The sequence below is a fragment of the Pseudomonas sp. 5Ae-yellow genome, from assembly GCF_014077575.1.
Taxonomy (GTDB): Bacteria; Pseudomonadota; Gammaproteobacteria; order Pseudomonadales; family Pseudomonadaceae; genus Halopseudomonas; species Halopseudomonas neustonica.
Genome location: NZ_JACGWE010000005.1, coordinates 1 through 13,243, shown reverse-complemented (window position 1 = coordinate 13,243; position 13,243 = coordinate 1). Strand labels below are relative to the sequence as shown.

Genomic DNA, 13,243 nt, shown 5'->3' with positions numbered 1-13,243 from the left:
TGTTTCGCCATGCGAAACAAAATTGACTTAACGAACACCAGAGGAACCACGCATGTTCAATCGGATTGGCGTTATCGGCGCCGGCGCCATGGGCCGCGGTATTGCCCAACTATTCGCCAGCAGCGGTCAGCAGGTTCAACTGTTCGATACCCGCGCCGAAGCCATTGAGGACGCGCTGCAGTTCAACCGCAACCTGCTACAGCGTGCCCAGGCCAAAGGCAAAATGACCGAGGCGGAGCTGGAGGCAACAATTGCCCGCATGCAGCCCGCGCAAAAGCTGGAAGACCTGAAAGACTGCGACCTGGTTATCGAAGCTATCGTCGAGTTGCTGGAGGTAAAACAGAAGTTGTTCGCCGATCTGGAAGCCATCGTCCGCGAAGATTGCGTACTGGCTACCAATACCTCTTCGCTCTCGGTCACCCGTATTGCCAGCAGCGCCAAGCATCCGGGCCGCGTCGCAGGCTTCCACTTCTTCAATCCCGTGCCGCTGATGAAGATTGTTGAGGTGGTGCGCGGTGAGCGCACCGACGAGCGCGTCATCGAAGGCCTAGTAGAGCTGGCCAACACCGCCGGTCACTTCCCCGCCATTACCCCTGACACCCCCGGCTTCCTGGTGAATCATGCGGGCCGCGCTTTTGGTACCGAGGCGCTGCGCATACTTAGCGAAGGCGTGGCGCCCCCCTCACAGATCGACCGCATCCTGCGCGACGGCCCGGGCTTCCGTATGGGCCCGTTCGAGCTGTTTGACCTGACCGGGCTCGACGTCTCTCACGCGGTAATGGAATCGGTGTACGAGCAGTTCTATCATGACCCGCGCTACACGCCATCCTTCATCGCGGCACAGCGCGTGGCCGCCGGCCTGCTGGGCCGCAAGACCGGCCAGGGCTTCTACCGTTACGAAGACGGCCAGAAAATTGAACCTGCCGAAGCGCAGCCCGAGACCGTACTGATCAACCGCCCGTTTTGGCTAGAGACCGATGACGACGCGCTACGCAATCAGGTCAGCGACGTGTTGACCAGCGCCGGCGCTATACTGGAAACCGGGACAAAACCTTCGGACGATGCCATTTGCCTGATCACCCCTCTGGGAGACGACTGCAGCACCGCCCTGACCCAACTGGGACTGCCAGCCGAACGCACACTGGCACTCGACAGCTTCGTTCAATGGGACAAACGCCGCACACTGATGCGCCAACCCGCCGCCAAGGCAGAGGTAGTAGCTCAGGCTCGCCAGGCGCTCAGCGCAGATGGCGTGCCCGTCGAAGTGATCAACGATTCAGCCGGCTTTGTGGTTCAGCGCCTGATTGCCAGCGTCGTCAATCTAGGCTGCGAAATCGTGCAGAAAGGCATTGCTACTCCGCAAACGCTGGACCGCGCCATTCAATTGGCTCTGGGCTATCCCAAAGGCCCGCTGGCGTTCGGTGAGCATTATGGCGAAGCCATCATACTTGCCGTACTCAATAACCTGCAGGCCGTTTACGGCGAGCCGCGCTACCGTCCCAGTCCTTGGCTGCGCCGCCGCGTCCAGCTTGATCTGCCTTTGACCACACCCGATTTTCAGGAGTAAGACATGACTGCCTATATCTATGATGGCCTGCGTTCACCTTTCGGTCGCCACGCCGGAGCTCTGGCCAGTGTTCGCCCCGACGATCTGCTCGCCAGCGTCATGAGCGCGCTGATCAAGCGTAACCCTTTCGAAGGCAAGGATTACGAAGACGTAATCATGGGCTGCACCAACCAGGCCGGTGAAGACGCGCGCAATATTGCCCGCCATGCTGGCTTGATGAGCGGCCTGCCGCAGGAAGTGGCCGGCGTTACCGTCAACCGTCTGTGCGGTTCAGGCCTGGCAGCAGTGCTCGATGCTTCACGCGCGGTCAAGGCCGGTGAAGGTCAGCTGTTTGTCGCCGGCGGTGCCGAAAGCATGAGCCGCGCGCCTTTCGTTATTGCTAAAAGCGAGAGCGCCTACTCGCGCGACTTCCGCGCCTTCGACAGTACCATTGGCGCGCGCTTCCCTAACCCGCGCGTGGAAGACGCCTTTGGCGATGACACCATGCCGCAGACCGCTGACAACGTAGCCGCCGAAGTCGGTATCAGCCGCGAAGAGGCGGATACCTACGCTGCGCGCAGCCAGGCCTTGTACGAAGCGGCTCGCGCCGACGGCTTTTTCACCGATGAGATTCTGCCGATCGAAGTATCCCAGGGCCGCAAGAAGCCTGCGAAGGTAGTCGACCAGGATGAACACCCCCGCCCCAGCAGCGATATGGCTGCCCTCAGCGGCCTGCGCCCACTGTTCAAGGATGGCGTAGTCACCGCTGGTAACGCTTCGGGCGTCAATGATGGCGCGGCAGCGCTACTGATTGGCGATGCCGCTATCGGCGAGAAGTACGGCATCAAGCCCCGCGCCAAGGTGCTGGCTGGCGCGGTGTCCGGCGTTGCGCCACGCGTCATGGGTCTGGGACCAGTTGAAGCCTGCAAAAAGGCGCTGAGCCGAGCAGGCCTGACCCTGGACGATATGGATGTGATCGAAATCAACGAGGCGTTTGCCTCACAGGTGTTGGGCTGCGCCAAGCAGCTGGGCATCGCATTCGATGATCCGCGCTTGAACCCCAATGGTGGCGCTATTGCCGTAGGTCACCCGCTGGGAGCGTCCGGCGCACGCCTGACACTGACCGCCTTGCGCCAGCTGGAGCGCACCGGCAAGCGCTATGCACTGGTCAGCCTGTGCATCGGCCTGGGCCAAGGCGTAGCGGCGGTTATCGAGCGCGTCTAAGGCGGGCCGACTTGGCGGGGGCAGGCGCAACAGTTCAGCCGGCTCCCGCCTTCTGCTAAGGTAGCGCCAGCGAGTAAGCCAACCTTAGCGAACAGAGATAATTGAATGCAGGCCAATAACGTATTTGAATGGCTGGGCCAGGTTTTCGGTACCGTCATCCGCTTTATTATCGACAGCCTGGTCTGGCTGTTTACCCTGTTGAGCAATGCCAGTTCAGACTTCGTTAACGGCTTTGCCCGCGCGCTCGGTGTCGACAGCAGCCTGCTCAATATAGCTGCCGTTATACTGGGCCTGTGCCTGATCTACGTTGGCGTGCGCGCCTTCCTACGCAGAAGAATCCTCGTTGGCATCATCTGGATTCTGCTTGGCCTGTGGCTACTCAGCGCACTCATGCATTAAGCCGCAGCGCCTTGCCTAGCGTTTGACCCGGCGTCATATTGAAAACTCTTTCGTGCCAAACTCAAGGAGAGCATCATGGGATTTGCCTTTTCCAACGACCTGAAACTTGAAAGTCCGGCCTTCGCCCAAGAGGGCGTCATCCCCAGCAAGCATACTGGCGAAGGCGTCGACGTTTCTCCTGCGCTGAGCTGGAGTAACGCGCCTGAGGGCACCAAAAGCTACGCGATCATCTGCCACGATCCTGATGCTCCCTTGATCTCCGCCAACGGCACCTATGGCTTCGTGCACTGGGTGCTGTACAACATTCCCGGTAACGTGAGCGAGTTGAGCGAAGACTGCAGCGATTTCACCCAGGGTAAAAATAACTTCGGCAAGGCAGGTTACAACGGCCCCATGCCGCCGGAAGGCCACGGCCAGCACAAATATTACTTCTGGGTAATAGCCCTAGATGCTGAGCTCAATCTGCCAGAAGGCCTGAACCTGTGGCAGCTGCTTGAAAAGATCGAGCCCAACGCAACGGCAATGAACCGCCTGATCGGCTGCTACCAACGCGGCTGATTAACAGGACAGGGCGGCCTGAGTTATACACGCGCCGCCCTGTTAGCCCCCTATACAGCAACGCCTGCGCGTCTTACTAACCTCGCCTGAGGATGGGCAATTGCCCCTGCGCATGATGGCCAATTCGCGCCAATAAGCTTGATTGTTAGCGAACCACAGCGCTCCTTATTATGTCCCTCCTATTCGAGCCCTTTGTCAGTTGGAATTCCCTGAATGAGTACATCAACGCCCACCAGCCACGCCTTTGACCAGGCAATCGCCTTGCAACCGCAAGACAATAATCTGTTTGCCGGCGCAACCAGCGATGCCTATCAGAATATGGTGGGGCCCTTTGGTGGCGTCACCGCTGCGACACTACTCAACGCAGTGCTCCAGCACCCCGAGCGTATCGGCGAGCCTATCTCGCTCACCATCAACTTTGCCGGACCAGTGCAACCGGGTGCCTTTGCAATCGAAGCCACTCCCATCCGCACCAACCGCTCCACCCAGCACTGGCTATTGCTGCAGCGCCAGGCGGGTGAAGTGGTCACCAGCGGTACCGCCTTTTTTGCTACCCGCCGCGAAACCTGGTCGGAACAACAACTGCCCATGCCAGCGGCGGTTGCCGCCGACAGTTTGCCGCTGGTCTCGCGCACGGAACGCAGCTGGTTTGAAAACTATGATTTTCGCTATGTCTCCGGGCTATTCAATCCCGCCAGCCCATCCGAGCATGACACCGGCGATACCGACACTGTGCTCTGGGCCCGTGACAATCCAGCAAGGCCATTGGACTTTGCCTCACTAACCGCCATGGGCGATGTCTTTGCCCCGCGAATCTTCCATCGCCGTCAGCGCTTCACCCCGGCCGGGACAGTCTCAATGACCCACTACTACCATGCCGACGCCGCGCAACTGATTGAAGCCGGCGACCGTCATGTGCTCGGCCACGCGCGTGCCGCGCGCATGCACAACAATTATTCGGACCAGATTGCCCATGTATGGAGCGACGATGGCATCCTGCTGCTGACCTCAACGCAAGTGGCTTATTACAAGGAGTGATCGAGAGGCAGGCGCTGCCCGGCTGGCGCGGGCAAGCCACCTGTTAGCGAAGGTTCAGCCGAACAGCTTGCCTAGCTGCATGCGCAGTCGAGCATGCAGCAGCGTGCGGGTTTCACGGTAGGCGCGTCGATCCAGCTTTGCCAGTTGCCGGACTTTTTCACGAGCACGCTCAAGCAGTTGCTCGGCGCTCTGCAGCTCGTCGAAAAAACCGGCTTCCAGCGCTTGCCGAGGGGTCAGATACTCAGCCTGCAGCGCACACCGGTTAAGCCAGTTTGGCGCCAGGCGCGCCTGCGCCTGCAGCATGGCGCCGTCGGGCATGGTCATACCAATAGCGACCTCGTTCAAGCCGATACGGAAGTCACCCTCAGCGCCAACCCGGTAATCCCCCAACAGCAGTACAAATGCTGCCTTGGCCATCGCGTGACCGGTACTGGCAATAACCAGCGGCGCCGGATAATCCAGCAGCGCCAGCGTCAGGCGATCGCCTGCGGCGCGCATCGCATCACAGGCGGGGCCACCCGCATCGATCAACTTGCGATCATAACCGCCGCTGAAACAACCCGGTCGCCCACAGATCAGCAGTGCCGCATCGGCCTGCGCTGCCTCCTCGATGGCGGCCAGCAGTTGCTCCAGCATCGTTTCAGACAGGGCGTTGACCTTGCCGTCGTCCAGCTGAATCTCGGCAATACCGCCTTCTATGCTCAGCGTCAGACCCGTCATGCCTTGGTCTCACCACGGGCTTCATCGCGCAATACCCGGCGCAGCAACTTGCCAACTGTCGACTTTGGCAGGTCATCGCGGATCTCAACATGCTTGGGAATCTTGTAGCCGGTCAGATGCTCACGACAGTGAGCAATGATCGCGTCTTCAGTCAGTTCAGCGTCATTCAGACTGACATAGATTTTGATCGCCTCGCCGGTACGATCGTCCAACACCCCAACGGCGACACACTCGCGCACGCCGGGGTGGCGCATGACGGCATCTTCAATATCATTGGGATAAACGTTGAAGCCGGACACCAGGATCATGTCCTTCTTGCGATCGACCAGCTTGAGGAAACCCTGATTATCGATCACCCCGACGTCGCCGGTTTTCAGCCAACCATCTTCGGTGAAAGCAGCGGCGGTTTCATCCGGGCGGTGCCAGTAGCCCTGCATTACCTGCGGCCCGCGGATTAGCACCTCTCCGGGCTCACCGCGCGGCGTTTCCGCACCATCATCGTCAACGGTCTTGAGCAGGGTATCGATTACCGGTTTACCAATATAACCCTCCCTGTGAGGCGTAAAGGCTGTTGAGGCAACTACAACCGGCGAGGTTTCGGTCAGGCCATAGCCTTCACGAATAATGCTGCCGGTGCGCTCGGTCCATCGCTTGGCGAGCTCAATGTTCAGCGGCGCACCGCCCGAGTTGACCCACTTCAAGCGACTGAAGTCGACAGTATCGAACTGCGGATGCGCCATCAGCGAGATAAATAGCGAATTAATACCCGATAGCAACGTGAAAGGACGTCGCTTGAGTTCATTGATCAAACCGTCAAGATCGCGCGGGTTAGTAATCAACACACTATGGAAGCCGGTAAACACCGAAGCGATGCAGTTCGCCGTAAAAGCGAAGATATGGTAAAGCGGCAACGGTGAAATACGCACTTCGTTGCCATAATCCACATCGCCTTCCTTGAGGATGCTGACCGCCTGCAGGACGTTACACAGGATATTGCGGTGGGTCAGCATGGCGCCCTTGGATACGCCGGTGGTCCCGCCGGTATACTGCAGCACGGCCAGATCGTCGAGGCCGCGCTGAGTCTCTATCGCGGGTAGCTCGTCACCCAGACGCAGCGCCTGCATGAAGCGCACCTCGTCTGCTTCGCTACTATCGTACTGAGGGCTGGCATAGTCATCCATGCTGGTAACAATCAACGTCTCTATGTCGGTAGAGCTCTGAATCTTGCGTACCAAAGGCACCAGCTTGTCGAGCACGACAACCGCCTTGGCACCCGAATCAGCGAACTGATGACGCGTCTCGTAAGGGGTGTACTGGGGGTTGGTATTAACGATGATCAGCCCGGCACGCAGCGCACCGAAGATCGCAATCGTGTATTGCAGCAGGTTAGGCAACTGGATAGCCAAGCGGTCGCCCGGCTCCAGCAATGCGTGCTGGCGCAGGTAACGGGCGAAAGCATCAGCACGGCCGCGCAATTGATTAAACGTCAGAGTATCTGCACCGCAGGAGAAAGCAGGACGGTCAGCGTAGCGATCGCAGGCGCTGTCCAGAATATCGAAAAGGGTGGTGTGCCCCAGCTCATCCAGCTGGGCGCCGACGGCATACTGTGCAGATGTCGACATCTTGACCTCGTTTTTGGACTATTATTTTGCAGAGCGGAATGAAATACCAAAAAGATGCTATTCTATTAGACCTTACTGTGCAACGATCGAGACAGTCTACCCTTGGTATCGCTGTGCAGAATGCCCGTACGTGATATGTTTCGCGGCTAATCAACAACAATAATAGTCCAGCATCGAACCGTTATAGCGCCGCAGGTCGGCCAGCAAATCAGGATGCGCCAGCAAGGTATAAAACGCGATGAAAGATGAGCAGGAAAACAGCAACGCCCCGGTTACAGCCAAGGACCGTAAGTTCGTAGAGGCCCTGTCTCGTGGCTTGGACGTTTTACGTGCCTTCAGCCAAGGCTCCGTGGTGATGGGTAATCAGGACATCGCGCGTATCACCGGCTTGCCTAAGCCTACTGTCTCTCGCATGACCTATACCCTGACCAAGCTGGGTTATCTCAGCTACTCAACCCAGCTGGAAAAATATCAGCTCGATTCAGGCGTTCTGGCGTTAGGCTACGCCTATGTATCAAATCTGCGGGTGCGCCAGCTGGCCAAACCCTATCTGGATGAATTCGCCCGCACGACCAATACCTCCGTCGGCCTGACCTGCCGTGATCGACTCTCTATGATCTACGTCGAGAACTGCCGGCCATCGGAAACCACCTCCCTGCGCATGGATGTTGGCGTACGTCTGCCACTGGCCACCACGGCTGCCGGCCGCGCTTACCTGGCAGCAATGAAACCGGATGAACGCAGCCATGTGATGGATGCCATCAAGGCGCGCAACCCTGAGGCCTGGCCCGAGCTGGAAGCCTCGCTGCAAAAGACCTTTGCTGAATATGAACAGCATGGCTTCTGCCTGTCACTGGGTGACTGGGATCGCAACGTCAACGCTGCTGGCGTGCCACTGCACCTGCAGGACGGCAGCCTGATGGTACTAACCTGCGGCGCGCCCTCCTACCTTGTCTCAGAAGAACGCGTGCAGACTCAACTGGCGCATCAGCTGGCGATGCTGGCGCGTGACATAGAGCGGTTAGGCGTTTGAAGCTCGGCGGCAAGCTTTAAGCGGCAAGCGACAAGCTGGCCGTGCAGTCGCCAGCTAACCCACCTGCTCCGCGCCAATCTTGGGTTTAACTTGCGCTGAAAGCTTGCCGCTCTGATGAATCAAACCCGCGCTGGCGCTGGTTTGATTCATCACCTTTACTGATAAACCCCTATTTCGCACAAAGGGGGCATCGACAAAGCATTCTTTTTTTTGTATTTTGCCTAGCGGAATATGATTTCATTATTTCGCATAGTGAAACGCATCTAGCCACTCATACGGAGGTCAAGCATGTCGGACGTAGTCACGCTGGAACGCAAAGGCGCCATTGCGGTTGTCACCGTCAATAACCCACCGGTCAATGCACTGGGTATTGCCGTACGCGAAGGCCTGCAGAACAGCTTCAAGGCAGCCGAAGCCGACCCTGAAGTAAAGGCTATTGTGCTGGTATGTGAAGGATCAACCTTCATCGCCGGGGCTGATATCAAGGAATTCGGCAAGCCGCCGCAAGCACCAAGCCTGCCGGACGTAGTCAATGGTATCGAAGCCGGCAGCAAGCCGAGTGTCGCGGTTATTCACGGTACCGCTCTGGGCGGTGGCCTGGAAGTCGCTGTTAGCTGCCATTACCGCATTGCCCGTAAAGACGCCAAGGTCGGCCTGCCGGAAGTCAAGCTGGGCCTGCTGCCCGGTGCCGGCGGCACACAGCGTCTGCCACGCCTGACTGGCGTCGCCAAGGCCCTGGACATGATCGTCAGCGGTGCGCCCATCAGCGCCACCGAAGCGCTGGAGCTGGGCGTAGTCGACCAACTGATCGAAGGCGACCTGCTGTCAGCTGGTTTAGCGTACGCCGATCAGTTGATTGCCGAAGGCAAGGGTCCACGCCGCACTGGCGAGCGCACCGACAAGCTTGAAGGCGTTGATAACGCGGCTGCCGTTGCAGCCAAACGCGCCGAGATCGAAAAGAAGATGCCCGGCCTGTTCTCACCACAGCGCTGCATTTCTGCGGTCGAGGCTGCCTTCACCCTGCCCCTGGCCGAAGGCCTGAAGCGCGAGCGTGAGCTATTTGCCGAGTGCCTGGTTTCGCCGCAGCGCGCTGCCTTGGTACATGCCTTCTTTACCGAGCGCCTGGCTTCCAAGGTCGACGGCCTGGCAAAAGACACACCGGTACGTGACGTCAAGTCAGCCGCCGTGATCGGTGGCGGCACCATGGGCGTGGGCATTGCCATGTGCTTTGCCAACGCCGGCATCCCGGTCAAGGTACTGGAAATCACTGCAGAGGCCCGCGACAAGGCCATGCAGCGCGCCCGTGATACCTATGGCATGAGCGTCAAGCGCGGCAGCCTGAACGAAGCCGCGCTGGAAAAGCGCATGGCGCTGATCAGCGGCGTAACCGATTATGCCGACCTGGCCGACGTTGATCTGGTTATCGAAGCTGTATTTGAAGAAATGAGCGTCAAGCAGAAAGTCTTTAGCGCTCTGGACGCCAACTGCAAGCCCGGCGCGATTCTGGCCAGCAATACCTCTTCGCTGGATCTGAACGAGATTGCTAACTTCACCAAGCGCCCCGAAGACGTTGTGGGCCTGCACTTCTTCAGCCCGGCCAACGTGATGCGTCTGCTGGAAGTGGTGCGTGGCGAAAAAACCGCTGACGACGTGCTGGCTACGGCCATGGCGATCGGCAAGAAACTGAAGAAGGTTGCGGTGCCCGTTGGCGTCTGCGATGGCTTTGTCGGCAACCGCATGGTCTTCCAGTACGGCCGCGAAGCTGAATTCCTGGTGGAAGAAGGCGCCACACCTGCACAGGTAGACGGTGCATTGCGTAAATTCGGCATGGCCATGGGGCCGTTTGCCATGCGCGACCTGTCGGGTCTGGATATCGGTTTGAGCATCCGCACTCGCCAACGTCAGACCCTGCCAGCAGAATTCAAACTGCCGCTGGTTTTGGACAAGATGGCCGAAGCCGGTATGCTGGGCCAGAAGACCGGCAAAGGTTTCTATGTTTATGAAGCGGGCTCCCGTACCCCGTTGGAGAACCCGGAACTGCCGGCGCTGCTGGAAGCTGCTTCAAAAGAGCAGGGTATCGAGCGCCGCGAACTGTCCGATGAGTACATCATCGAGCGCACCATTTATGCCCTGATCAACGAGGGAGCCAAGATCCTCGAAGAAGGCATCGCTCAGCGCGCCAGTGACATCGACGTCATCTACCTCAATGGTTACGGCTTCCCGGCCTTCCATGGTGGCCCGATGTTCTACGCTGACGCCGTGGGCCTGGATCGCGTGTACGCAAAAATCTGTGAGTTTCACGAACAGCATGGCGCTTGGTGGAAACCGGCCGCACTGCTGGAAAAACTGGCCAAAGAAGGTCGCAAGTTCGCCGATCTTTGATAAATCAGCGCGGCCGGCATAGATACCGGCCGCCGGATACCCGTATTACAACGAGGACTGACAATGGAAATCCATTTTTCTTCCGAACAGCTCGCCTTCCGCGATGAAGTGCGTGAATTCCTGAAACAGGAGCTGCCGGCCGATATCGCTGAGAAGGTCAAACTGGCCAAAGAACTCAGTAAAGAAGATCACGAACGCTGGCAGAAAATCCTGTCCAAGCGCGGTTGGTACGCGCCAGGCTGGCCCGTTGAGCACGGCGGCACCACCTGGGGCCCGATCGAAAAACACATCTTTGATGAAGAGTCCGCTGCCTATGGCGCACCACGTCTGGTGCCTTTCGGCGTCAACATGGTTGCTCCGGTCATCATCAAGTTTGGTAGCGAAGAGCAGAAAGCTACCTACCTGCCGCGCATCCTCGATGGCACCGACTGGTGGTGCCAGGGTTATTCCGAGCCAGGCGCAGGTTCCGACCTTGCTTCGCTGAAAACCCGCGCAGTGCGCGATGGCGATCACTACATCGTCAACGGTCAGAAAACCTGGACCACCCTGGGCCAACACGCCAACTGGATCTTCTGTCTGGTCCGCACCGATCCTGAAGCCCAGCAGCAGCGCGGCATTTCCTTCCTGCTGATCGACATGGCAACTCCCGGCATCACCGTGCGTCCGATCATCACCCTGGACGGCGATCACGAAGTCAACGAAGTCTTCTTCGACGACGTGAAAGTTCCGGTAGAAAACCTGGTTGGTGAAGAGAACAAGGGCTGGACTTGCGCCAAGTACCTGCTGACCCACGAGCGTACTGGCCTGGCCGGCATCGGCGCTTCCAAGGCTGCCTTGAGCAACCTTAAGCGTATTGCTTCCAAGCAGCAGAAGAACGGCAAGCCGCTGATCGAAGACGCCATGTTCCGCAGCCAGATCGCGGAAGTGGAAATGTCCCTGATGGCAGCCGAGATGAGTACCCTGCGTATTGTTGCCGCAGCCTCCGAGGGCGGTGTACCGGGTGCGGAAAGCTCCATTCTGAAAGTACAGGGCACCGAAATCCGTCAGGCCATCACGCACCTGATGCGCAAGGCGCTGGGACCATACGCCCTGCCATACCTGCCGGAAGAAATGGAACTGGACTACGACGGCGAACTGCTCGTCGGCGACTACGCGGCCTCACCGACCCCGCAGTATTTCAACATGCGTAAACTGTCGATCTTCGGCGGATCCAACGAGATCCAGAAGAACATCGTCTCAAAAATGATTCTTGAGCTCTGAGGAGGCCGACCGTGGATTTCAAATTGACCGAAGAACAACAGATGCTGCAGGAAACTGCCGAGCGTTTGGTTCGCGACGTGTACGACTTCGACAGCCGCAACAAATTCAGCGAAAGCGAAGCCGGCTTCAGCACTGCTTTCTGGCAGCAAATGGGTGAACTGGGCCTGACAGCCATTCCCTTTGCCGAAGAACTCGGCGGCTTTGGCGGTAGCGGCATCGAAACCATGCTGATCATGGAGCAACTGGGCCGCGGTATTTGCCTGGAACCCTACATGGAGTCCGTGATTCTGGCTGGCGGCTTGATCGCTCAGCTGGGCAGCGACGCTCAGCAAGAAGCCCTGATGGGTGAAATTGCGTCTGGCCAGCTGCAAGCTGCCGTCGCGTTGGACGAATTGAACAGTCACTACGACCTGGCCAACGTCACTACCACTGCCAAGCAAGACGGCAGCGAGTGGAGCCTGAGCGGCCGCAAGGGCGTCGTCATCGGTGGCCAAACGGCTGGCAAGATCCTGGTATCTGCCCGCACCAGTGGTGATAGCCGTGATCAGCAAGGCATCAGCCTGTTCCTGGTCGATCCAACCGACGCCGGTGTAAGCCGTCGTGTCTACGCCACCATGGATGGCCGCAAAGCCTGCGAACTGTTCCTGGATAACGCCAAGGGCGAGTTGCTCGGCGAAGCCGGCAAAGCCTATGACGCAATCCGCTATCAGAGTGGCCGCGCTATCGCTGCCCTGTGTGCCGAAGCCGTTGGCGCCATGCGCACTGCCTGCGACCTGACACTGGAATACCTGAAGACGCGTAAGCAGTTCGGCGTGCCGATCGGTAAATTCCAGGTGCTGCAACACCGCATGGTCGACATGATCAGCGAGCTGGAGCGCGCCACATCCATGGCGACCCTGGCCGCTTGTCTGGCGGACGATGAAGACAGTGCTGAGCGCAGTGCCAAACTGGCCGCGGCCAAGTTTATCGTCAACCGCGCTGCGCGCTCTGTTGCCGAAGAGTCTATCCAGCTGCATGGTGGTATCGCCATGACTTGGGAATACAACGGCGCGCATTACGCCAAGCGCCTGGTTATGATCAGTCATCAGTTTGGCGATGACGATCATCATCTGGAAGCCTACGCTGCTCAACTGACTGGCGCTTAAGTCAATTGCAGACTGCCGGGTCGGCTGGCCAAATAGGTCACCAACCCGGCATTTTTGTCTGTCAAAGCGACAATTTATACTTCCGGGCGCCTTGTCTGCCCGGTATCCTAGGCACCCCTTTTAATGTCATGCGCCTACGGGCGTCTCAAGACTTGTGGAGGACTAACGTCCATGAAAATCCTCGTTGCCGTTAAGCGCGTGGTCGATTACAACGTCAAGGTTCGCGTCAAAGCGGATAACTCCGGCGTCGATCTCGCCAACGTCAAAATGTCGATGAACCCCTTCTGCGAAATCGCTGTAGAAGAGGCCGTTCGCC

Annotated in this window: 11 protein-coding genes and 1 pseudogene; 10 read left to right on the top strand and 2 right to left on the bottom strand. The window is 58.5% G+C overall.

Annotated features, from left to right (window positions below; all coding sequences use genetic code 11):
- The first annotated feature begins 52 nt into the window (after nucleotides 1–52).
- From H4J77_RS04725 to H4J77_RS04705, 5 genes are all read left to right on the top strand, one after another.
- Nucleotides 53–1,567, top strand: coding sequence for a 3-hydroxyacyl-CoA dehydrogenase (locus H4J77_RS04725; protein ID WP_182247263.1), 1,515 nt, complete (start codon nucleotides 53–55; stop codon nucleotides 1,565–1,567).
- 3 nt (nucleotides 1,568–1,570) lie between these two features.
- A complete protein-coding gene (locus H4J77_RS04720; protein WP_182247262.1) occupies nucleotides 1,571–2,770 on the top strand; it encodes a 3-oxoadipyl-CoA thiolase in 1,200 nt (399 codons plus the stop codon).
- A gap of 105 nt (nucleotides 2,771–2,875) precedes the next feature.
- Nucleotides 2,876–3,169, top strand: coding sequence for a hypothetical protein (locus H4J77_RS04715; protein WP_182247261.1), 294 nt, complete (start codon nucleotides 2,876–2,878; stop codon nucleotides 3,167–3,169).
- 75 nt (nucleotides 3,170–3,244) lie between these two features.
- Nucleotides 3,245–3,727 (top strand): YbhB/YbcL family Raf kinase inhibitor-like protein, encoded by a 483-nt coding sequence (locus tag H4J77_RS04710; RefSeq protein WP_182247260.1) that lies wholly within the window; start codon nucleotides 3,245–3,247, stop codon nucleotides 3,725–3,727.
- 213 nt (nucleotides 3,728–3,940) lie between these two features.
- Nucleotides 3,941–4,765, top strand: a complete 825-nt coding sequence (locus H4J77_RS04705) for an acyl-CoA thioesterase II (RefSeq protein ID WP_182247258.1) — start codon at nucleotides 3,941–3,943, stop codon at nucleotides 4,763–4,765.
- 54 nt (nucleotides 4,766–4,819) lie between these two features.
- Here H4J77_RS04705 and H4J77_RS04700 read toward each other — a convergent pair whose 3' ends face one another.
- Together H4J77_RS04700 and H4J77_RS04695 are read right to left on the bottom strand one after the other, a co-directional pair.
- On the bottom strand, nucleotides 4,820–5,485 hold the full coding sequence (locus tag H4J77_RS04700; protein ID WP_123888160.1) for a crotonase/enoyl-CoA hydratase family protein: 666 nt from the start codon (nucleotides 5,483–5,485) through the stop codon (nucleotides 4,820–4,822).
- Nucleotides 5,482–7,107: an AMP-binding protein gene (locus tag H4J77_RS04695; RefSeq protein WP_123888159.1), complete on the bottom strand. Its 1,626-nt coding sequence runs from the start codon at nucleotides 7,105–7,107 to the stop codon at nucleotides 5,482–5,484. Before H4J77_RS04695 ends, H4J77_RS04700 begins: the two co-directional genes overlap by 4 nt.
- A 238-nt stretch (nucleotides 7,108–7,345) precedes the next feature.
- Between H4J77_RS04695 and H4J77_RS04690 the strand changes: the two genes are divergently transcribed.
- The 5 genes and pseudogenes from H4J77_RS04690 to H4J77_RS04670 all read left to right on the top strand — a co-directional run.
- A complete protein-coding gene (locus H4J77_RS04690) occupies nucleotides 7,346–8,140 on the top strand; it encodes an IclR family transcriptional regulator (RefSeq protein WP_182247256.1) in 795 nt (264 codons plus the stop codon).
- A gap of 288 nt (nucleotides 8,141–8,428) precedes the next feature.
- Nucleotides 8,429–10,522 (top strand): 3-hydroxyacyl-CoA dehydrogenase NAD-binding domain-containing protein, encoded by a 2,094-nt coding sequence (locus H4J77_RS04685; RefSeq protein ID WP_182247255.1) that lies wholly within the window; start codon nucleotides 8,429–8,431, stop codon nucleotides 10,520–10,522.
- A gap of 63 nt (nucleotides 10,523–10,585) precedes the next feature.
- Nucleotides 10,586–11,782 (top strand): acyl-CoA dehydrogenase family protein, encoded by a 1,197-nt coding sequence (locus tag H4J77_RS04680; RefSeq protein ID WP_182247254.1) that lies wholly within the window; start codon nucleotides 10,586–10,588, stop codon nucleotides 11,780–11,782.
- An 11-nt stretch (nucleotides 11,783–11,793) separates the two neighbouring features.
- On the top strand, nucleotides 11,794–12,927 hold the full coding sequence (locus tag H4J77_RS04675) for an acyl-CoA dehydrogenase family protein (protein WP_123888155.1): 1,134 nt from the start codon (nucleotides 11,794–11,796) through the stop codon (nucleotides 12,925–12,927).
- 171 nt (nucleotides 12,928–13,098) lie between these two features.
- Nucleotides 13,099–13,243 (top strand): annotated as a pseudogene (locus tag H4J77_RS04670) (electron transfer flavoprotein subunit beta/FixA family protein); the annotation flags it as partial.

Coding starts and splice junctions, on each gene's coding strand:
- H4J77_RS04725 (WP_182247263.1), top strand. CDS start 53: ATGTTCAATCGGATTGGCGTTATCGGCGCCGGCGCCATGGGCCGCGGT.
- H4J77_RS04720 (WP_182247262.1), top strand. CDS start 1,571: ATGACTGCCTATATCTATGATGGCCTGCGTTCACCTTTCGGTCGCCAC.
- H4J77_RS04715 (WP_182247261.1), top strand. CDS start 2,876: ATGCAGGCCAATAACGTATTTGAATGGCTGGGCCAGGTTTTCGGTACC.
- H4J77_RS04710 (WP_182247260.1), top strand. CDS start 3,245: ATGGGATTTGCCTTTTCCAACGACCTGAAACTTGAAAGTCCGGCCTTC.
- H4J77_RS04705 (WP_182247258.1), top strand. CDS start 3,941: ATGAGTACATCAACGCCCACCAGCCACGCCTTTGACCAGGCAATCGCC.
- H4J77_RS04700 (WP_123888160.1), bottom strand. CDS start 5,485: ATGACGGGTCTGACGCTGAGCATAGAAGGCGGTATTGCCGAGATTCAG.
- H4J77_RS04695 (WP_123888159.1), bottom strand. CDS start 7,107: ATGTCGACATCTGCACAGTATGCCGTCGGCGCCCAGCTGGATGAGCTG.
- H4J77_RS04690 (WP_182247256.1), top strand. CDS start 7,346: ATGAAAGATGAGCAGGAAAACAGCAACGCCCCGGTTACAGCCAAGGAC.
- H4J77_RS04685 (WP_182247255.1), top strand. CDS start 8,429: ATGTCGGACGTAGTCACGCTGGAACGCAAAGGCGCCATTGCGGTTGTC.
- H4J77_RS04680 (WP_182247254.1), top strand. CDS start 10,586: ATGGAAATCCATTTTTCTTCCGAACAGCTCGCCTTCCGCGATGAAGTG.